17 protein-coding genes, 1 tRNA gene and 1 pseudogene are annotated in these 19,169 nt (G+C 56.9%); 15 read left to right on the top strand and 4 right to left on the bottom strand.

Features of this window, described 5'->3' with window-relative positions; genetic code table 11:
* Positions 1-3: 3 nt before the first annotated feature.
* The gene (locus tag CGLAMM_RS05115; RefSeq protein WP_394818965.1) at positions 4-483 is read left to right on the top strand and encodes a methylated-DNA--[protein]-cysteine S-methyltransferase; all 480 of its coding nucleotides are present in this window, start codon (positions 4-6) and stop codon (positions 481-483) included.
* On the opposite strand, the gene CGLAMM_RS05110 is transcribed toward CGLAMM_RS05115, so the two are convergent.
* Both CGLAMM_RS05110 and CGLAMM_RS05105 read right to left on the bottom strand, forming a co-directional pair.
* Positions 457-2,217 (bottom strand): sensor histidine kinase, encoded by a 1,761-nt coding sequence (locus CGLAMM_RS05110; protein ID WP_394818964.1) that lies wholly within the window; start codon positions 2,215-2,217, stop codon positions 457-459. The two genes, CGLAMM_RS05115 and CGLAMM_RS05110, sit on opposite strands and share 27 nt — an antisense overlap.
* 69 nt (positions 2,218-2,286) lie before the next feature.
* Positions 2,287-2,994: a response regulator transcription factor gene (locus tag CGLAMM_RS05105; RefSeq protein ID WP_394818963.1), complete on the bottom strand. Its 708-nt coding sequence runs from the start codon at positions 2,992-2,994 to the stop codon at positions 2,287-2,289.
* Positions 2,995-3,234: 240 nt separating this feature from the next.
* On the opposite strand from CGLAMM_RS05105, the gene CGLAMM_RS05100 reads away from it, so the two are divergent.
* The 11 genes and pseudogenes from CGLAMM_RS05100 to CGLAMM_RS05050 all read left to right on the top strand — a co-directional run bounded on the left by CGLAMM_RS05100 (position 3,235) and on the right by CGLAMM_RS05050 (position 15,723).
* Positions 3,235-3,825, top strand: coding sequence for a nucleotide exchange factor GrpE (locus tag CGLAMM_RS05100; RefSeq protein WP_394819089.1), 591 nt, complete (start codon positions 3,235-3,237; stop codon positions 3,823-3,825).
* A 139-nt stretch (positions 3,826-3,964) separates the two neighbouring features.
* Positions 3,965-5,875: a molecular chaperone DnaK gene (dnaK, locus tag CGLAMM_RS05095; RefSeq protein ID WP_394818962.1), complete on the top strand. Its 1,911-nt coding sequence runs from the start codon at positions 3,965-3,967 to the stop codon at positions 5,873-5,875.
* 189 nt (positions 5,876-6,064) lie between these two features.
* Positions 6,065-7,198, top strand: coding sequence for a molecular chaperone DnaJ (dnaJ, locus tag CGLAMM_RS05090; protein ID WP_394818961.1), 1,134 nt, complete (start codon positions 6,065-6,067; stop codon positions 7,196-7,198).
* A gap of 4 nt (positions 7,199-7,202) precedes the next feature.
* Entirely contained in the window at positions 7,203-7,943 is a 741-nt protein-coding gene (gene dapB / locus CGLAMM_RS05085) for a 4-hydroxy-tetrahydrodipicolinate reductase (RefSeq protein WP_394818960.1), read from the top strand.
* A gap of 127 nt (positions 7,944-8,070) precedes the next feature.
* A complete protein-coding gene (gene metK, locus CGLAMM_RS05080; protein WP_394818959.1) occupies positions 8,071-9,258 on the top strand; it encodes a methionine adenosyltransferase in 1,188 nt (395 codons plus the stop codon).
* Between the two features lie 6 nt (positions 9,259-9,264).
* Complete coding sequence (gene trmB / locus CGLAMM_RS05075; RefSeq protein ID WP_394818958.1) at positions 9,265-9,984, top strand: tRNA (guanine(46)-N(7))-methyltransferase TrmB; 720 nt, start codon at positions 9,265-9,267, stop codon at positions 9,982-9,984.
* Between the two features lie 45 nt (positions 9,985-10,029).
* Positions 10,030-11,648 (top strand): annotated as a pseudogene (locus CGLAMM_RS05070) (electron transfer flavoprotein-ubiquinone oxidoreductase).
* A gap of 54 nt (positions 11,649-11,702) precedes the next feature.
* Positions 11,703-12,452 carry an electron transfer flavoprotein subunit beta/FixA family protein gene (locus tag CGLAMM_RS05065; protein WP_394818957.1) on the top strand — a complete coding sequence of 250 codons (750 nt, stop codon included), beginning with the start codon at positions 11,703-11,705 and terminating at the stop codon, positions 12,450-12,452.
* 2 nt (positions 12,453-12,454) lie between these two features.
* Entirely contained in the window at positions 12,455-13,372 is a 918-nt protein-coding gene (locus CGLAMM_RS05060; RefSeq protein WP_394818956.1) for an FAD-binding protein, read from the top strand.
* A 121-nt stretch (positions 13,373-13,493) separates the two neighbouring features.
* Entirely contained in the window at positions 13,494-14,084 is a 591-nt protein-coding gene (locus CGLAMM_RS05055; protein WP_394818955.1) for an alkylmercury lyase family protein, read from the top strand.
* 178 nt (positions 14,085-14,262) lie between these two features.
* Positions 14,263-15,723 carry a phosphohexomutase domain-containing protein gene (locus CGLAMM_RS05050; protein WP_394818954.1) on the top strand — a complete coding sequence of 487 codons (1,461 nt, stop codon included), beginning with the start codon at positions 14,263-14,265 and terminating at the stop codon, positions 15,721-15,723.
* Positions 15,724-15,798: 75 nt separating this feature from the next.
* On the opposite strand, the gene CGLAMM_RS05045 is transcribed toward CGLAMM_RS05050, so the two are convergent.
* Positions 15,799-15,874: transfer RNA gene (locus CGLAMM_RS05045), tRNA-Ala, on the bottom strand.
* 81 nt (positions 15,875-15,955) lie between these two features.
* Positions 15,956-16,576: a Maf family protein gene (locus CGLAMM_RS05040; RefSeq protein WP_394818953.1), complete on the bottom strand. Its 621-nt coding sequence runs from the start codon at positions 16,574-16,576 to the stop codon at positions 15,956-15,958.
* A 360-nt stretch (positions 16,577-16,936) separates the two neighbouring features.
* On the opposite strand from CGLAMM_RS05040, the gene hemE reads away from it, so the two are divergent.
* Genes hemE through hemJ form a run of 3 tightly spaced genes read left to right on the top strand, consistent with a single transcriptional unit; the run spans position 16,937 to position 19,157 of the window.
* Positions 16,937-18,025, top strand: a complete 1,089-nt coding sequence (gene hemE / locus CGLAMM_RS05035) for a uroporphyrinogen decarboxylase (protein ID WP_418115448.1) — start codon at positions 16,937-16,939, stop codon at positions 18,023-18,025.
* On the top strand, positions 18,022-18,708 hold the full coding sequence (locus CGLAMM_RS05030; protein ID WP_394818952.1) for an HAD family hydrolase: 687 nt from the start codon (positions 18,022-18,024) through the stop codon (positions 18,706-18,708). Before hemE ends, CGLAMM_RS05030 begins: the two co-directional genes overlap by 4 nt.
* Positions 18,708-19,157: a protoporphyrinogen oxidase HemJ gene (gene hemJ, locus CGLAMM_RS05025; protein WP_394818951.1), complete on the top strand. Its 450-nt coding sequence runs from the start codon at positions 18,708-18,710 to the stop codon at positions 19,155-19,157. The genes CGLAMM_RS05030 and hemJ overlap by 1 nt, the downstream gene beginning before the upstream one ends.
* The last annotated feature ends 12 nt before the right edge of the window (positions 19,158-19,169 follow it).

The raw sequence follows: 19,169 nt of genomic DNA, 5'->3' as shown, positions 1-19,169 counted from the left end.
GTCATGCCTCAACTCTCCTTCCATGCGCCTTTCGGCGCGTTAACGCTCAGTGAGGAAGATGGCGCGCTCGTTTCTCTGGATTGGGGCTGGGGCCGGGATCAGGATGAGACCCCCCTTCTAGCACGGGCGCGAGACCTGCTAGAAGGGTATTTTGACGGCGAGGTCAAGGAATTTAGGCTTCCGATGCAGCCTTTCGGGACACCATATCGCCGTCGAGTCTGGGAGATGCTCCGTCATATCCCTTACGGTGAGACCGTCACTTATGGGCAAATCGCGGCGAAAATCGGTGGAAGTCCACGCGCCGTCGGCGGCGCTGTCGGGGCAAATCCCCTTCCGATCCTCATTCCCTGCCACCGCGTTGTCGGGCATCATGGTCTCGGCGGCTATTCCGGCGGAAATGGGGTGGAAGATAAGATTTTTCTACTTCAGTTGGAGGGTGCCTGGCCCTCCGCCGCGTCAAACCGGATCTTTGACGCCGTTTAAATGTGACGGCGGCAGTGCGCCCGGTAGAATAATGACGAAGCGCGCCCCGATAATGCCACCGTCCTCCCGGAGGCGGTTTTCAGCATAAATCTGGCCGTTTGAAGCCTCAATAATTTGCCGGCTGATCGATAAACCAAGCCCTGAATGCTGTCCAAAAGACTCGCTTTTCGGCCTTTCCGAGTAAAACCGGTCGAAAATCTCCTCCATTCTCAGCGGCGGAATGCCCGGCCCTTCGTCGCTGATCGTGATGCGGATCTTAACGCCCGCCTTTTCACCCTCCAGCGTGATTCTGCCATTCTTCGGTGAGAAAGACAGTGCGTTATTGATGATGTTGCGAAGCACCTGCACCAGCCTATCCTCAACGGCCCAGGCGTAAAGTGGGTGAATTCCGATTATCTGAACAATAATCGTCGGTTCATCAGGTCGCCGGGTCGTCTGATGCATGTCGCGCAACGTCGTCAGAATATGCGCGATATCGGTCGCCGAAGCGCGCATCCGGGAAAGCTCAGCATCAATCCGGCTGGCAATAGCGATATCCGTGATTAGACGGTCGAGCCGCCGCACATCGCTTTCGATAATGCCCAGCAGCCGCTTCTGCTGCGTGTCCGACGTGATGCGGGGCAGGGTTTCGATGGCCGAGCGGATAGAGGATAGCGGGTTTTTCAATTCATGACTGACATCGGCGGCGAAGCGCTCTGTCGCGTCCATTCGCGCCCACAGCCCCGTGATATTTCGTCGAAGCGCGCGTGCCAGGATGCCGATTTCGTCCCGTCTTGCCAGAAGATCCTCCGCAATATCGTCGATCCTTCCAGGCCCTTTCTCAAGATCATTTGAGGCGACAGCCAATCTTAATAAAGGGCGTGCGATCGTCAGGGAAAGGTACCATGACAGAAAAACCGTCACCCCCAAAGCAACCAGAAAAAGTGAAAGAATTGAAGATCGCACCGCCAGCACCGAGCGATCCACCTCCGGCGCGCCACGCGTCAATTGCAGAATGCCGATCGTCTGCCCCTCATGAATAACCGGTTCCGCAACAGTGATGATGAGCTTGTGACCCGCTGTCCTGCGAATGTAAGGCGGCGCATCATCCCCATATTTCCCGGGGACGCGGGCCGGGCGCGCGGGATGATCCGTATTCTCCAGCGTGACAATGCCATGACGCGAGGAAAGCGGAAGAAGCGAGAAAAACCACGAATAAAGCCGTGTCACGAAGTGCTGTGGCACGGGCGGTAAGTCGAGGTCACGGACCAAAGGTGACGCCGCATCGGAATCAGGGAGAAATTCGATATGGCAGCCCGTGTGATTCCCGCGACGCACACAGATAAAGGCGCCGCGACTGGTGGCGACAACACGCCCTGCCGGGCCGTAAAGTCGGGCTTCAACGAGGGGGCTTGGTTCTGTCAGACGAAGGAGGAGCGGCCGGGCCAGCGCCGCGTCCAATATATAGTCATTCGTCATAAAGTTCCGACCGGATCGGCGTGTGACGGCACTCTGGCCGAGAGCCGCGGCGTAGATATGCGCCTGCTCCCGCAAGGCATTTACCTCGGTTTCGAGAAGGGAATTCTGAAAATCCTTCAGAAAAAGAAGTGTCACCGCCAGGAGCGCGAGGGGCAGCGTATTGAGAAGAAGGATACGTCGCATGAGCGGCGATGAGAATTTTCTAAGATCAGGCCGCGCGCGATGCCCCCAGCTTCGGATTTTATCAGTGAAGATGCGCGTTTTTGATCGAGACATCTTCAAGCACCCATTAAACTAGATGGAGACATACCAGTCAGGCCCGCGGCGCAGCGACGTTCAACAGCGTCAGCGCTCCTTATAACGATAGCCAATTCCGTAAAGTGTTTCGATTTGGTTAAATTCTCCGTCCACCTGCCGGAATTTTTTACGCACGCGCTTAATATGGCTGTCGATTGTCCGGTCATCAACATAGACAGCATCGCCGTAAGCGGCGTCGATCAGTTGATCGCGGGATTTAACAATACCGGGCCGCGTGGCCAGCGCTTTAACGAGCAGGAATTCCGTCACTGTCAACAGGATATCCTGCCCGTTCCACAAACATTGATGGCGCATCTCATCCAGTGTCAGCGGCCCGCGCGTCAAAACGCATTGCGCCGCCGGTCCGCCCTCCGCCCGGCTTGCATCCTGTCGGCGCAGTAAGGCCCGTATCCTCTCCAATAGCAGGCGTTGGGAAAAGGGCTTTGTAATGTAGTCATCCGCGCCGAGGCGCAATCCCATGAGCTGATCCAGCTCCTCATCCTTCGAAGACAGGAAGATCACCGGAAGATTGGATCGCGCGCGCAGGCGTTGCAACAGCTCCATCCCATCCATGCGCGGCATTTTTATATCGAGAATGGCCAGGCTGATGGGGTGGGATAACAAGCGTTGAAGCGCGGCTTCACTGTCACTGAACGTTTCGACATCAAAACCTTCAGCCTCCAGCGTCATCTGGACCGAGGTCAGGATGTTGCGATCATCGTCCACGAGGGCGATCACGTGCTTTGCGGAAGTCATTAACTTGAGCCTGACAATAAAATTTAGTGCTGAACCAAGGGTTGGGGTTGGCTTTCAGCCGATGACTGCTACCTATAACGCATCGGCATGCTGTGCCCAAGTAAGGATAGTAAACCGATATGCCGCCTTGCAACGTGTCGTTGAAACGACTCGGGGCACCTTAAAAGTCTCGCGCTTTCAAGGTATGGGGGCAGATGTAAACGCGGCCCGAACCGGGCCAGGCAGTAAGGCTTGATGACGATGACAAAGGAAAACGCGAACCCCGATGAGTTGACCCCTGAGGGCGAAACCCCTCACGAAGGTGTATCATCGGAGAATATTGCGGCCGACACCGCCGAAACAGGTTCAGCCGATGACAATGAGGCGCGCATCCAGGAATTCAAGGATAAATGGATGCGGGCAGAGGCTGAACTTCAGAATTACCGGGCGCGCTCAAAACGCGATATTGACGATGCGCGCCAATATGCCATCCAGAAATTTGCCCGCGATGTCGTGGAAGCCGCTGAAAATCTGCAACGCGGCCTCGCTTCACTCCCGCCGCGGTCAGAAAATGATGACCCGCTCCTCTCGAAACTGCGTGAAGGGCTGGAGAGCACGGAGAGATCGTTCATCAGCATTCTTGAGCGTCATGGAATTGCCTGCGACCACCCGAAAGGCAAGAACTTCGACGCCAATCTGCATCAGGCCATGGCGGAAACTGAGTCGGCTGAGCACGCGCCCGGCACAGTGGTTGAGTCCTGGACACCGACATGGACATTGCATGGAAGGTTGCTGAAACCCGCCATGGTGGTTGTTTCCAAGGGCAAATCCGAGGGTGGTGAAAGCACTTAATTTCGGCGGCGGGGACTTGAAATTCCCCCTTACGGTTCTTAAAATTCGGTATCAGATACGCTCCGGAGCGTAACGTTATACCAAAGGGTCATGATCGGTGCCTTGCAGGGCTGGTGGTGACCGCTGAAAGGAAGCAGAAATGAGCAAAGTTATCGGTATCGACCTCGGCACGACCAATTCCTGCGTCGCGATCCGGGAGGGCGATGAGAGTAAAGTCATCGAGAACAGCGAAGGCGCGCGCACGACGCCATCCATGGTCGCATTTTCCGACAATGGGGAGCGCCTTGTCGGTCAGGCCGCGAAGCGTCAGGCTGTCACCAATCCTTCCAACACGCTTTATGCCGTTAAACGCCTGATCGGGCGCAGCTACAGCGATCCGACCGTTGAAAAAGACAAGGCGATGGTGCCTTACGAGATCGTCAAAGGTGAGAATGGCGATGCGTGGGTCGAGGCGCGCGGTGAGAAATACGCACCGTCACAGATTTCCGCCTTTGTCCTCGGCAAAATGAAGGAAACGGCGGAGGCCTATCTGGGAGAGAAAGTCGCCCAGGCTGTCATCACCGTCCCGGCGTACTTTAATGACGCGCAACGCCAGGCCACGCGCGATGCGGGTCGGATCGCCGGGCTTGAAGTCCTGCGCATCATTAATGAGCCAACAGCGGCCGCCCTGGCTTACGGCCTTGGCAAACGTGATTCCGGCACGGTCGCCGTCTATGACCTTGGCGGTGGCACGTTTGATATTTCGGTGCTCGAGATTTCCGATGGCGTGATTGAGGTCAAATCGACCAATGGCGATACGTTCCTCGGTGGTGAGGACTTTGATAACCGCATCATCGGTTTCCTCGCCGATGAATTCAAACGCGATCAGGGCATTGACCTGCGCGGCGACAAACTTGCGTTGCAGCGCCTGAAGGAAGCCGCTGAAAAAGCGAAGATTGAGCTTTCCTCCTCCAAGGAGACGGAAATCAACCTGCCCTTCATCACGGCAGATGCGTCCGGCCCGAAACATCTCGTCGTCAAATTGTCTCGCGCCAAGCTGGAAAGCCTGGTGGATGATCTGATTGAGCGCACGTTGGGCCCGTGTCGGGCTGCGTTGAAAGATGCCGCGATCAGCGCCAATGAGATTGATGAGGTCATTCTCGTCGGCGGTATGACGCGTATGCCGAAAGTCATCGACACGGTGAAGCAGTTCTTCGGGAAGGACCCGGCCCGTAACGTCAATCCGGATGAGGTTGTCGCGATTGGTGCCGCTATTCAGGGCGCTGTCCTGAAAGGTGACGTCAAGGATGTTCTGCTTCTGGATGTCACGCCGCTCTCACTCGGCATTGAGACGAAGGGCGGTATTTTCACCCGTCTGATCGACCGTAATACGACGATCCCGACAAAGAAGAGCCAGGTCTTCTCCACGGCTGAAGATAATCAGAGTGCTGTCACCATCAAGGTCTTCCAGGGTGAGCGTGAGATGGCCGCGGATAATAAACTGCTCGGCAATTTTGACCTGACCGGCATTACGCCCGCCCCGCGCGGTGTGCCGCAGATTGAAGTGACATTCGATATTGATGCGAATGGTATCGTCAATGTCTCCGCTAAGGATCAGGCAACCGGTAAGGAACAGCAGATCAAAATCCAGGCCTCGGGCGGGCTTTCGGACACAGATATTGACCGCATGGTGAAGGATGCTGAGGCGAATGCGGCGGCAGATAAAGCCAAGCGTGAAATGGTGGAATTGCGCAATAATGCGGAAGCGCTGATCCATCAGACGGAAAAGTCGATTTCCGAAACGGGTGATAAGCTTCCCGAAGCGGATAAAGCAGAAGCGGAAGCCGCGGTCACCGCCGTGCGTGAAGCCGTCGATGGCACAGACCCTGAAGCGTTGAAATCCGCGACAGAGCGCCTCACCCAGGCTGCGATGAAGATCGGTCAGGCAGCTTATGCGGCTTCCCAGTCAGAGGAAGGCGCTGCGGAAAACGCGTCATCAGGTGAGGCAAAGCCGGACGATAATGTTGTCGATGCTGACTTTGAGGATGTTGACGACAGCAAAAAAAGCTGAGCCATCGCGGGAGATCATCCGTGATTTGATTGAAGTGGCGTGCCCGTCTTTCCTGGGAAGGGCGGGCATGCCGCTTCAGGCAGCATTATTTTTACCGTCCCGGGTTGAACGCGACCTGATTGATATCATCCCGGGCTTTGAGACTTCCTGGCGAGACACGATGCCAAGACGCGCCTGACAGAGGATTCCATGGCCACCAAAGTGGATTATTATGAGGTGTTAGAGGTCACCCGCACCGCATCGCAGGCTGAGCTCAAAACAGCCTATCGCAAAATGGCGATGCGCTTTCACCCCGATCGTAATGCGGGGGATGCGGAGGCTGAACATAAATTCAAGCAGGTCAATGAGGCTTACGACGTCCTGAAGGATGAGCAGAAGCGGGCCGCCTATGACCGTTACGGACATGCGGCCTTCGATGGCAGCATGGGCGGTGGCGGCGGGTTTGGCGGTTTCGGCGCAGGCGGGTTTGAAGATATTTTCGATATGTTCGGCGATATGATGGGCGGCGGCCGGCGCCGCACGCGTCAGAGGTCGGGCAATGATGTCCAGACACAGATTCATATCTCTCTGACCGAAGCCTTTTCCGGCGTCAAGAAGACCGTCAAATACGCGACACGCGTCACATGTGAGTCTTGCTCGGGCCGAGGGTCCGCGGACCCGAATAAGGGCAGTGTGCAATGCCCGACATGTCATGGCGCGGGCGCGGTCAGGGCGCAGCAGGGTTTTTTCCTGGTGGAACGCCCCTGCCCGACATGTCACGGCACAGGCAACGTCATTTCCGACCCCTGCAAAAAATGTCAGGGTGCCGGCACGACGCCGACGCAGCGTGAGCTAGAAATTGATATCCCGGCAGGGATTGAAGACGGCACACGCATGCGCGTCACCGGTGAAGGCGAGGCCGGTGGCCGGGGCGGGCAGGCCGGGGATCTGTATCTGCATATTGCGGTCGCCAACCATGCGCTCTTCCATCGTGAGGGGGCGAATATTCATTGTCGACTTCCGCTGCGTATGGCGCAGGCCGCTCTGGGGGCGGAAATTGAGGTGCCCGTCATTGACGGCTCTCGCGCCAAGGTCAAAATCCCGGCAGGTAGTCAGGCGGGCGATCATTTCCGCCTTAAAGGCAAAGGGTTCTCCGTGCTGAGGTCATCGTCGCGCGGGGATATGTATCTTCAGCTTGCTGTTGAGACGCCGCGCCATCTGACGAAACGTCAGCGCGAGCTGCTGGAGGCTTTTGAGGAAGAAGCGGGCGAGAACCAGGCACAGGCCAATCCGGAAAGCACAGGTTTTTTCTCCAAAGTCAAAGAATTTTTCGACGGAAGGTAAAACCATGCGCATCGGTGTTGCAGGCATCACAGGCCGTCTGGGTCGACTTTGCGCAGAGGAAGTGCGGGCGCGAAGCCTGACCCTCTCGGGCGGGACGTCGCGAACGGAGAATGCAGCGGAAAATATCTTCTCCGAGCCTGGCCGCCTCGCCGCGTGTTCGGACGTCATCATCGATGTCAGTCACCATGCATTGATCCCGGATCACGCGCGTGACCTCATCCGCCATCAATGTGCCTGGGTTATCGGCACGACCGGGATGGATGCGGCTGAAGAAGCTGTGATTGCTGACGCTGCAAAACATATCCCCGTCCTACGAGCGGCGAACTTCTCCCCCGGCCTGAACCTGCTGCTCGACATTGCCCGTCAGCTTTCCGCTGCTCTGCCAGCGGATGATTACGATGTGGACGTGACGGACATTCATCACCGGCAGAAAATCGACGCGCCGTCCGGCACGGCGAAAGCGGTGGGCGCGGCTATTGCGTCGGGTCGCGGCGTCAAATTGGAGGATGTCGCCCGTTACGACCCTTCCGGCCCGCGTCAGACAGGCCAGATCGGTTTTGCGGAACTGCGCGCCGGACAAATAGTCGGTGAGCACAGCGTGATTTTTACTTCGGGTGATGAACAGATTACCATCAGCCACCGCGCTTTTGACCGACGGGTTTTTGCCCGCGGCGCCGTCAATGCAGCATTGTGGTTGCACAACCAGTCCGCTGGTCTGTTCAATATGACGGATATATACAAATAAAATAATTTGTCAGAATTACCCTTGACCCGTTCAAGCAATTCCGCCAAGCCAGTCTCTCCATTTTTCGTTGGAGAGATGGCTTTTTGCCGTTTCTCCGTCCATCACTCATTCCCTGCGAGGTCCCTGAGTGCGTAATTACGGCGATTTTCTCTTCACATCAGAATCCGTTTCTGAAGGCCATCCGGACAAGGTCGCGGACAGGATCAGCGATACTGTTCTGGACACTTTCCTCAGCGCTGACCCTGAAGCGCGCGTTGCGTGTGAAACCATGTGCACGACCAATCGCGTCGTCCTGGCGGGCGAGGTCCGTGGCCCGGCATCCGTGACATCTGACATGCTGGTTGAGCGCGCGCGCGACGCCATACGCGATATTGGTTATGATCAGGAGGGTTTCTCCTGGAAAACAGCCGACATCACGTCATTTCTCCACGCGCAATCTGTCGATATTGCCAAAGGCGTGGATAGTGAAGGCAATAAGGATGAGGGTGCTGGAGACCAGGGCATCATGTTCGGTTTCGCCACACGTGAGACGGAACGCCTCATGCCCGCGCCGCTTTTCTACGCGCAATCCATTCTCGAAAAGATCCGTGATTATCGTAAAAACGGCGATGCGCGGGGGGATGGGCTTCTGCCTGATGCCAAAAGCCAGGTGACCCTTCGCTATGTAGAGGGTAAGCCGGTTGCCGCGACATCCGTCGTTATCTCAACGCAACATGTTGAGGGCATGCGCCAGAACACCATTCGTGAAATGCTGCGCACTGTCGTGCGGGAAGTTCTCCCTGAAGGCTGGATGTGCAAGGAAGAGGAATTCTACGTTAACCCGACCGGCAATTTCGTCATTGGGGGCCCGGATGGTGATGCCGGGCTGACCGGTCGTAAAATCATCGTCGACACGTATGGCGGCGCGGCCCCGCATGGCGGCGGTGCCTTCTCCGGAAAAGACCCCACCAAGGTGGATCGCTCCGCCGCTTATGCGGCGCGCTATCTGGCAAAAAATGTCGTCGCAGCTGATCTGGCTGATCGCTGCACGATCCAGCTCAGTTACGCGATCGGCGTGTCCAAGCCACTCTCCGTCTATGTTGATCTGGACGGGACCGGCAAGGATGTCGATGAGGCGCGCCTCGGGGACGTGTTGTATCAGATGGTCAATCTGTCACCACGCGGCATTCGGGAGCATCTGCGCCTTAACCGGCCCATTTACGCGCCAACTTCGGCATACGGCCATTTCGGGCGTATCCCTGACCCGGCGCTGGATAATTTTACGTGGGAGCAGACGGATCTGGTCGATGACCTGCGGCGGGCTTTTAATCGTTGAGGCCCTGTGCTGATCAAATCTCTTTGCAAACCGCAACCTGACAAACTTTATGGTCGGCCGCGAATTTACTCCCTGCGGCCCCGTCAGCAGCGCCTTCTTGATGAGGCGCTGCCGCGTTTCCGCCTGACGGCAGATCAGGCGACAGCGCCGCGTGGCGCCTTCAATGCCGCGCCGACAAACAACATCTTTCTCGAAATCGGGTTTGGCGGTGGTGAGCACGCATTGGCGCAATCCGAAGCCCACCCGGATTGCCTCTATATCGCGTCCGAAGTTTTTGAAAACGGCCTGTGTTCTCTCCTCTCCCGCCTCGTGCCGGAGGGGCAGGAGGCGAAAGCGCCGCCACCTGATCACCTGCGCCTGTGGCCCGAGGATGCGCGCCTGCTTTTGCGCGCTCTGCCTGACGCCTGTCTCGACCGCGTCTACCTGATGTTTCCTGACCCATGGCCGAAGGCGCGTCACGCAAAAAGGCGCTTTGTCCACCCGGACAACATCGCGCTTCTGGCCCGCACCATGCGTCCGGGCGCTGAATGGCGCATCGCAAGCGACCATCCTGTTTATCAGGCATGGGTGCAAGAGGTGATGGCCTCACAAAAAGCCTTTAAGCGCGTCGCTTACGCTGAAGGTGAACGCCCGGACGGGTGGTCCGCAACACGATATGAAAGCAAGGCGTTGCGGGAGGGGCGTGTTCCGTTTTACTGGACTTATCAACGTTGTGAGACAACGTGAAAGGTTGCGCAACCGATGACGACATCTGAAATTGAGCGGGAGGAAATGTCATTTGACGTGCTGATCGTCGGCGCCGGTCCTGCCGGTCTATCCGCCGCGATCCGCCTGAAGCAGCTCAAACCCGAGGCTTCCGTCTGCGTGCTTGAAAAAGGGAGTGAGGTCGGGGCGCACATCGTCTCCGGCGCGGTAATTGAATCACGCAGCCTGGATGAGCTCCTCCCTGATTGGCGCGACCTCGACGCCCCTCTACAGACGCAGGTAAGTTCTGAAAAGTTTTTCTTCCTGACGGAGGAGCGCGCCTTCGCTCTGCCATTCTTCGAGCGACTCATGCCAGCCCTGTCAAATCATGGCAATTACGTCGTCAGTCTTGGCAGTTTCTGCCGCTTTCTGGCCGAACAGGCGGAAGCACTGGGCGTCGAAATCTATCCCGGCTTTGCCGCCGCCACCCCGCTTATTGAAGATGACCGTTTATGCGGCGTCATTGTCGGGATATGGGTGTTGGCCGCGACGGTCAGCCAGGGCCGCAATACGCGCCAGGTATGATCCTTCGCGCGCGACAGACGATCCTTGCGGAAGGCGCGCGCGGGTCGGTCACCAAAGCCATTATGGCGCGATATCATCTGCGAGAGAATGTCGACCCGCAGACGTACGGTCTTGGCGTCAAGGAAGTGTGGGAAGTGCCGCCTGAGCAGCACCGTCCCGGCTTTGTCCAGCATAGTTTCGGCTGGCCCCTTGATGATCAGACCTATGGTGGCGCCTTCCTCTATCATTTCGGCGAAAATCTGGTCTCGTTCGGCTTTGTTGTCGGACTCGATTATCAAAACCCCTATCTTTCCCCTTTTCAGGAAATGCAGCGCGTCAAGACCCATCCCGCTTTTGCCGAACATTTCAAAAATGGGCGTCGATTGATTTACGGTGCACGGGCTTTGTCTGAGGGCGGGTTTCAATCCATCCCACGCCTCTCTTTTCCCGGTGGTATGCTGACCGGCGACACGGCGGGGTTCCTCAACGTGCCTAAAATCAAGGGCACGCACACAGCCATGAAATCCGGCATGCTGGCAGCGGAAGAAGCCGCTTCGGTGCTTGACGCGCCGGGGGGGCGCGTCGCAACGTCTGATCTCAATGCACGTCTGGAAAAGAGCTGGCTCGCTGATGAGCTTTATAAGGCGCGGAATTTCAGGCCCGCTTTCGCGCGGTGGGGCACGCGGCTGGGCGCCATCTATGCCGGGCTTGATACGCTTCTATTCCGTGGACGCGCGCCCTGGACGCTGCATCATCGACATCCCGACAATATTTCACTTCAACCAGCAGCCACCAGCAAGGCCATCCCTTACCCCAAACCGGATGGCTCACTTACTTTTGACCTGACATCCTCCGTCTATCTATCCGGCACAAATCATGAGGAGGGTCAGCCCGTTCACCTCAAACTGCGCGATGAAGCGCTGTGGAAGGCGGTAAATCGCGACTTTTACGATTGTCCCGAAACCCGTTATTGCCCTGCCGGCGTTTATGAAACGATTGAAGTCCCGGAGGGACGCGCTCTTCAAATTAATGCGCAGAACTGTGTTCATTGTAAAAGCTGTGATATTAAAGATCCTGAACAAAACATTGATTGGCGTCCACCTGAAGGTGGTGGCGGCCCCAATTACCCTGCCGGGATGTGACCTCAGACACATTGTCGTCCGTCCTGCGCCGTTATTTATACGAGTGAGAGCGTGATGAAGATTATAGTCCCGGTCAAACGCGTGATCGATTACAACGTCAAGCCGCGGGTCAAGGCCGATCAATCGGGCGTTGACACGCAAGGCGTTAAAATGTCGATCAATCCGTTTGACGAAATTGCGGTTGAAGAAGCCATCCGACTGAAGGAAAAAGGTCAGGCATCCGAGGTGGTGGTGGTTTCCATCGGCCCGGCGGAAAGTCAACCTATTTTGCGCAATGCCATGGCTATGGGCGCGGACCGCGCTGTCCTTGTCCAGACGCAGGATGCGGTTGAGCCTTTGGGCGTCGCCAAGCTTTTGAAGGCGATCATCCTAAAGGAAGCCGCAAATCTGGTCATTATGGGCAAGCAGGCCATTGATGACGATATGAATGCCACAGGCCAGATTCTGGCAGCACAGTTGGACTGGCCGCAGGCGACTTTCGCAAGCCGGGTCGAAATGGCCGATGGCAAAATCGAGGTAGCGCGGGAGATTGATGCTGGCACGGAGCGGCTTCGCCTCTCCCTCCCCGCCATCGTCACGGCGGATCTCCGGCTGAATGAACCGCGATACGCCACCATGCCGAATATCATGAAGGCCAAGAGGAAGCCGCTTGAGACGATTGAAGCCGCATCGCTTGGCGTCGATTTCGCCCCGCGCCTTGATATTATCAAAGTCGTCGAACCGACGGAGCGCCAGGCCGGCATCATCGTATCCTCGGTTGAGGAACTGGTAGAGAAACTTCGCACCGAAGCAAAGGTCGTCTGAGTATGACAGCGCTTGTTATCATTGAAACCGAGGCCGGTAAGGTCAAACCCGCCAGTCGATCCGCGATTACGGCGGCGCGACAATTGGGCGACGTCCATGCAATCCTCTTCGGCGATGGCGATGTAACGCCCCTTCGCCAGTTAGAGGGTGTCTCAAAAATCCTGCACGCACCATCCATCGCTATGATTGCGGAGGATATGGCGGCGTTGATCGCAGAAAAAGCTGGTGATTACACGCATATCATCGGTGCAGCGACAGCGTTGTCAAAAAACGTCCTGCCGCGTCTGGCGGGGTTGTGCGATGTGCAGCCCATCACGGAAGTGATTGAAATTCTGGACGCGTCAAGTTTTGTGCGCCCGATCTACGCGGGCAATGCGCTCGCCACGGTCCGCTCTCGCGATAATCTGAAAATCCTGACGGTGCGCGCCGCGAATTTCGATCCAACGCCGGATCTTGATGCGGGGTCGGCCGACGTCGACGTATTGACCTCGGAGGTTGCCACAGACAAAGCCGAACTTCTGGGCGTTGAGCTGACGCAATCCGACCGTCCGGAGTTGGAGTCAGCGCGCGTCGTGATTTCCGGCGGACGTGGCCTCAAAGATGCGGAAAATTTCAAGCTTCTGGACGGCATCGCGACACAGCTCAACGCGGCCATCGGCGCATCTCGCGCTGCCGTCGACGCCGGGTTCGCCCCGAATGAGATGCAGGTCGGCCAAACGGGTAAAATCGTCGCGCCGGAGCTTTATATCGCTGTCGGCTTATCTGGCGCGATCCAGCATCTTGCGGGCATGAAGGATAGTCGCGTCATCGTCGCGATTAATATGGACCCGGAGGCACCCATCTTTAAAGTGGCGGATTATGGCCTTGTCGGCGATCTCTTTGAGGTGCTGCCGCAACTTGAGAAATCGCTCAACGCCTAGGCGCATTTTTTCGCAATCGGGAGAAGGGCTTATTACGAATATCGCACACCTGCATGAGTCCATCATAAAAACCTTTATCCTTCAGCAACGCCCGCCAACAAGGCGGGAATTATCGACACATTTGCGTTGCGACGACGTGCAGGTCAGGACCGGGCTCCACGCTCTCGCTGATGACCATGGCGTTGTCCTCCACCCTGGTTCCGATGAGATATGGATTGCGCATCCATTTTCCGCTGCGCCGACAACGTGTGTGGTGACATTGGGTGACCGCAAATGGTGGGGCAACTGTATCTGGTGCGCGCTTGGAGTCGTGCATCTCATCGGCGGAACAGGGACAATCGAGACCCGACTGAGCGCTATTGACGCGCCCGTGACCGTCAGGATCGAGAATGGCGTTTTGCTGGATGAAGATTTCGTCGTTCACTTTCCGATAAAGATGAAGCAGGCATGGGAGAATGTTGTCTACACATGCTCGGTGCAATTGCTTTTCCGTGACGCGGCACAAACGGATGAATGGTGCGCGGTCAGAAATATTCCGAGGGGCGACGTGCGTCCTATCAGACAGATCTGGGAATTTGCGAAAATCTGGTACGGGCGCCATGCTGACGCGGATTGGAAGAAATGGACCGTGAAGGAGGCCATCGAGATTTTCGCGCGCCACCATCTTGATGGCCCCACCTGGTCACTTTCTGAAGAGGCGGCACGTTTTTAGTCGGGTCGCGGCACATCAGCTGCGACGTCCCGACGGCGCAGAAGGGTTCTACGCCCGCCGCTATCCCGCGTGTAGATCTGCCACGCATCGCTGAGAGAACATGAATTTCTGACCGCTATTGTCCGGCCTCCCGATGCTGTATCTTCCAGACATGACCAGAGCGGAGTGCACAGGAAATATGCTGATCTCGTCATGGATGGAGGAAAGTGGCGTGGCCTTCGGCACAAGTGGTGCGCGAGGACTCGTCACTGCCATGACGGACCGGCTCTGCTTTGCCTATGTCACAGGATATTTGCAGTGGATGCGCGAGGTGGGCGCCTTTTCACCCGGGATGGAAGTCGCTTTGGCGGGGGATCTGCGTCCCAGCTCGCCTCGGATCCTGCGTGCCTGCCTGGAGGCCGTGCGTAAAGCCGGAGGGCGCCCTCTGTTTTGCGGGTTTGTCCCGACACCCTGCCTCAGTCTCGCCGCTTTCAGGAAAAAAATCCCCTCCCTCATGGTGACGGGTAGCCATATTCCGGCGGATCGAAACGGGATCAAATTCAATCGTGAAAGTCAGGAATTTTCCAAGGAAGATGAGGCAGGCATGCGTCGGCAGCATGTCACCCTCCCGGAAGGATTGTTCGATCATTCAGGCGATCTGATCACCGCGCCGGAACTGCCCGCGCCCATAGACGTGGTCACGGCTTTTCTTGCACGTTACCGTGATTTCTTCGGTGATAATGCCCTCAAGGATATGGTGGTCGGCGTCTATCAACATAGTTCGGTCGCGCGTGACCTGATGGTCGATCTCATCAATGCACTTGGCGGGCGCGCCGTGCCTTTCGGGCGAAAAGCGACGTTTCATCCCATCGATACGGAAGCGCTCACGCGGGAAGATACGGCGTTGCTGCGAGATTGGGCGGCGCGACACCAGGTTTCGGCCATAATCTCTTCAGATGGCGATGCGGACCGACCGCTCCTGACCGATCATCACGGCAATATGATCCGCGGCGATATTATGGGACTGGTCACGGCGCGTCTGTTGAAGGCAGCGTTTGTCGCGACGCCGGTGACAAGCAATACAGGCTTGGAATTAAGTCAGGTTGTGCCCCGCATCGCGCGCACAAAAATCGGTTCACCTTATGTGCTCGCTGCCATGTCCGACCCTGCGCCTGTGCCGGAGGGCGCGATTATCGGTTATGAAGCGAATGGCGGGTTGATTTTGGGACGACGCCTCTTCAACGGCCACCATATCCTGGACGCGTTGCCGACACGGGATTTTGCATTGCCGCTCATCGCCACGCTTATCTCAGCTCGGGATTATGGCGATGATCTGAACCGACTGATCGAGGCCCTTCCCAAGCGCGCAACCGCGTCAACTTGCCTTAAAGACACATCGCGGGATCAGGGCCTGGCGCTGGTCGCGCATTTCAGTGCCTGCGCGGAGACAGATGCATTCCGGGCGGCACTGGGGATCCCTGGCCATCTCGACCATATTGATGAGACGGATGGCACAAGGCTATTCTTTACGTCGGGGGACATCCTGCATATCCGCCCGTCCGGCAACGCGCCGGAATTGCGGCTTTATGTTGAGGCGAATACTCAGGCGGGAGCGGATCGCCTCCTCAAGGCGGCGGAGGCCTACATCCGCACGCTATAGAGATTGCCCCGCAGGCCGATGCAGAACCGCATCCCGGCGCTTCAGCGCCGCGCTTAACTATAGAATTTTGAGAAATGGTGGAGCCAATCGGGATCGAACCGACGACCTCCTGAATGCCATTCAGGCGCTCTACCAACTGAGCTATGGCCCCGCCTTCTGGCGGATATCTCACCGTGGAGCCCCGTATAACGGGCCGTTGAAAGGCTGGCAAGTCCTAACTTGCTGAAACACATCACGCCACCACGCCCAATTGTCGCAAGGCGGAGAAAAGGGGAAGCATGGGGAGGCCGAGAATCTCATCATAAGCGCCTTCGATTTTCTCAAAAAGCTGCACGCCCCGTCCTTCAAGCTGATAACCCCCGACTGAACTGAGAACCGCTTCCCCAGCCTGATGTAGATAATCATCAAGGAAAGCATCACTGAAATGGCGCATCTGAAGGTGTGGGCGCGCGAGATGCGTCCATAGGGGAGCGCCATGCTGGTAGATGACGCAGGCCGTCTGCAAAATATGCGTTCGCCCCCGCAGAAAAATCAGGATGTCACGCAGTGCGGGCAGGTCAGGCGCCTTATCGATCTGCCGGTCTTCACAGGTCAGGATCTGATCCGCGGCGATGACCAATGCGCCTTCTTCAGCATCTGGCCTCAAGCTGTAACAGCGCGCCTTGGCATGGGCGAGTGCAACCGCAATCTCTCCGCCTTCAGCGCCTCGCGCGCGCGCTTCATCTCTTATGATGGCTTCATCCACATCAACAGGACATGCCCGGACAGAAAGGCCCGCTCGGCTCAGAAGATCAAACCTTGTCCGGGAAGCGCTGGCGAGGATGAGCGGCGTGTGTCTCTGTTGAATCGTCATATGAAAATCTTCTCTCACGGAGTCGGGACTCGATGAACGTATTTTCACACAGGCGACGTCACTCTGTTAATCCGGATCGTGAGTACTGGGGTACATGGGGAAAAAACCGCCTCATCGGGAGGCCATGGTGGAGTACCGTGGATAGGGCCCTTCCGGGGGTTTGCAGGTGAATTGTACACAGCCCTTCTGTGGGTAAATCTGGATAGATTCATGCAGCCCTTGGTGACAGCCACGTCCAGAGTTGTACACAGTGTGGGAAACATGTGGTACATTTTTTGAAAGGCGGGTACCCCGTCTTCCACAGGGCTCTACAAAGACAATCACTTTCTTTTCTTTCTTCTTTTATGTTTATTGGCTCGTATGACGTGCAATTCCCCGCCGACTGAAACGATCACTCGCCCCGTCTCAGCTGAAAAACCGCTTTTACGCGCTTTAAGTGGGCATCCTGTCTGGCCGCCCCCTATGTGGCTGATGCGGCAAGCCGGGCGGTACCTGCCTGAATTCCGTGCCTATCGGGAAAAATCGCCGTTTCTGACGCGGTGCCTGACGCCGGATATCGCGACAGAACTGACATTACAACCCATCCGGCGTTTTGGCATGGATGGGGCCATCTTATTCTCCGACATTCTGATCCTCCCCCATGCGATGGGGCAGGCATTGGATTTTGTGGAAAATCTAGGGCCCGTCCTGACGCCGATCCGCGACGATGCGGCGCTTGAAGCGCTGCGACCGGAGGCCGTCACTTCATTCATCTCCCCAGTCCTGGAGACATTGCGCCATTTGCGCCGTGCCTTGCCGCCCACAACAAGTCTGCTGGGATTTGCCGGAAGTCCCTTTACTGTCAGTTGCTACATGGTTGAGGGTCGGAGTTCCCGCGATTACAGCATGACGCGGGAGGCGATGCTGAAAGCGCCCGCATTTTACGACCGGCTGATAACGCTGCTGACAGACGCCACGGCTGAAATGCTGATCGCGCAGATTGATGCCGGGGCGGAAGCGGTGATGTTGTTCGATAGTTGGGCGGGGCTTTTGCCGCCAGGCCTCTTTCAGCGTTATGTCATTGCGCCGACGCGGCAGATTGTCACGGCGATTCGCGCCCAATATCCGTACGTCAAAATCATTGGTTTTCCCCGGCTCGCGGGCGTCATGGCGCCGGTCTACGCGAGGGAGACCGGGATTGACGCCCTTGCCTGTGATACGGGGGCAAGTTTAGAAATCGTGGCGAAAAGCCTACCGGATTCGATGGCTCTGCAAGGAAATCTTGACCCATTGATCCTCAAGGCGGGGGGAGATGCGCTGACCCGGGAAGCACAGAATATTTGCCGTTCCATGTCGCATCGGCCGCATATCTTCAATCTCGGCCACGGTGTCATGCCGGAAACCCCGCCCGAACATGTCGCCATGCTGGTCGAGGCCATACGCACGCAGAAAAGACCCGATATTTCATGACGGAAAATTTTATTCCCGCCGCCCTCAAGCTCATCATTTTCGATTGTGATGGCGTTCTGATCGATAGTGAGGATGCTTCCTCACGCCTGATTGCGGAAGTCGCGTCGTCATGCGGTGTGGAAATGACGCCGGGTCAAGCTCTGGTCCGCTTCTCCGGCACGCAGTTTTCCGTCGTCAAAAAGGCGTTGGAGGCGGATCTGAAGAAATCCCTGCCGGACGATCTTGTGACGCAGATGCAGGCGCGCATGGTCGCGATGATGAAAGATGAAGCCCGGCCCGTTAAAGGCGTGGAAGCGCTCCTGAATGATGTGAAGGCGCTCGGTTACGCTTTTCGCGTGGCCTCAAATTCCTCGCGGGAAGAAATGGATGCCAAATTTGCGCGCGCGGGTTTGACGCCCTTTTTTCCCGATGACCGCATTCATTCAGCGTTCGACGTGCCCCGCGCCAAACCGGCGCCGGATGTCTACCTTGCCGCAGCTGCGGCGGAAAAACGATCCGCGCAGGAATGTCTCGTGGTAGAGGATAGTCTCCCGGGCGCAAAAGCGGCGGAGAAAGCGGGCATGGCCTGTGTTTTTCTTCATGAAGATGGTCAGCGCCCGGCGGATGCGCCCCCGAATCTTACCGTCATCCGGTCGCTTTCCGAGCTGGGACGGGCTTTGAGAAATGCGAGAGGAAGGACGTAATGGATATTTTTATCCCCTACCTGCTTTGGCTGAAAGCTTTTCATATGATTGCCGTCATCGCCTGGATGGCGGGAATGCTCTATTTGCCACGTCTCTATGTCTACCACACGCAGACATCAGTGGGCAGTGTGGAGAGTGCGCGGTTCATTTTGATGGAGCGCCGTCTTTCCCTGGCCATTATTGCGCCTGCCATGACTTTGACGACCCTGCTCGGCATCATCCTTGCTCTGATACCCGGCGTGATTGACTGGCATGCGGGCTGGTGGTGGGCGAAACTCATCGCAGTGGTGGGTCTCTTCGGGTTTCACGGCTGTTGTGCACGATGGCGCCGCCAGTTGCGACATGAGCAGCGCCTTCATTCTGAAACGTTTTTCCGCGTGGTTAATGAGGTTCCGACGCTTCTCATGATCATCATCGTCATTGCAATCGTCGTTCGGCCCTGGGGCTGAAAGAGAGAAGCG

Source organism: Sorlinia euscelidii, assembly GCF_036452135.1.
Taxonomy (GTDB): Bacteria; Pseudomonadota; Alphaproteobacteria; order Acetobacterales; family Acetobacteraceae; genus Sorlinia; species Sorlinia euscelidii.
This window is presented reverse-complemented; position numbering and strand designations above follow the sequence as displayed.

Coding starts and splice junctions, on each gene's coding strand:
- CGLAMM_RS05040 (WP_394818953.1), bottom strand. CDS start 16,576: ATGACGATTCAACAGAGACACACGCCGCTCATCCTCGCCAGCGCTTCC.
- CGLAMM_RS05115 (WP_394818965.1), top strand. CDS start 4: ATGCCTCAACTCTCCTTCCATGCGCCTTTCGGCGCGTTAACGCTCAGT.
- hemE (WP_418115448.1), top strand. CDS start 16,937: ATGACGTGCAATTCCCCGCCGACTGAAACGATCACTCGCCCCGTCTCA.
- CGLAMM_RS05105 (WP_394818963.1), bottom strand. CDS start 2,994: ATGACTTCCGCAAAGCACGTGATCGCCCTCGTGGACGATGATCGCAAC.
- dnaK (WP_394818962.1), top strand. CDS start 3,965: ATGAGCAAAGTTATCGGTATCGACCTCGGCACGACCAATTCCTGCGTC.
- CGLAMM_RS05050 (WP_394818954.1), top strand. CDS start 14,263: ATGCTGATCTCGTCATGGATGGAGGAAAGTGGCGTGGCCTTCGGCACA.
- CGLAMM_RS05030 (WP_394818952.1), top strand. CDS start 18,022: ATGACGGAAAATTTTATTCCCGCCGCCCTCAAGCTCATCATTTTCGAT.
- dnaJ (WP_394818961.1), top strand. CDS start 6,065: ATGGCCACCAAAGTGGATTATTATGAGGTGTTAGAGGTCACCCGCACC.
- CGLAMM_RS05060 (WP_394818956.1), top strand. CDS start 12,455: ATGACAGCGCTTGTTATCATTGAAACCGAGGCCGGTAAGGTCAAACCC.
- CGLAMM_RS05110 (WP_394818964.1), bottom strand. CDS start 2,217: ATGTCTCGATCAAAAACGCGCATCTTCACTGATAAAATCCGAAGCTGG.
- CGLAMM_RS05100 (WP_394819089.1), top strand. CDS start 3,235: ATGACAAAGGAAAACGCGAACCCCGATGAGTTGACCCCTGAGGGCGAA.
- CGLAMM_RS05065 (WP_394818957.1), top strand. CDS start 11,703: ATGAAGATTATAGTCCCGGTCAAACGCGTGATCGATTACAACGTCAAG.
- hemJ (WP_394818951.1), top strand. CDS start 18,708: ATGGATATTTTTATCCCCTACCTGCTTTGGCTGAAAGCTTTTCATATG.
- dapB (WP_394818960.1), top strand. CDS start 7,203: ATGCGCATCGGTGTTGCAGGCATCACAGGCCGTCTGGGTCGACTTTGC.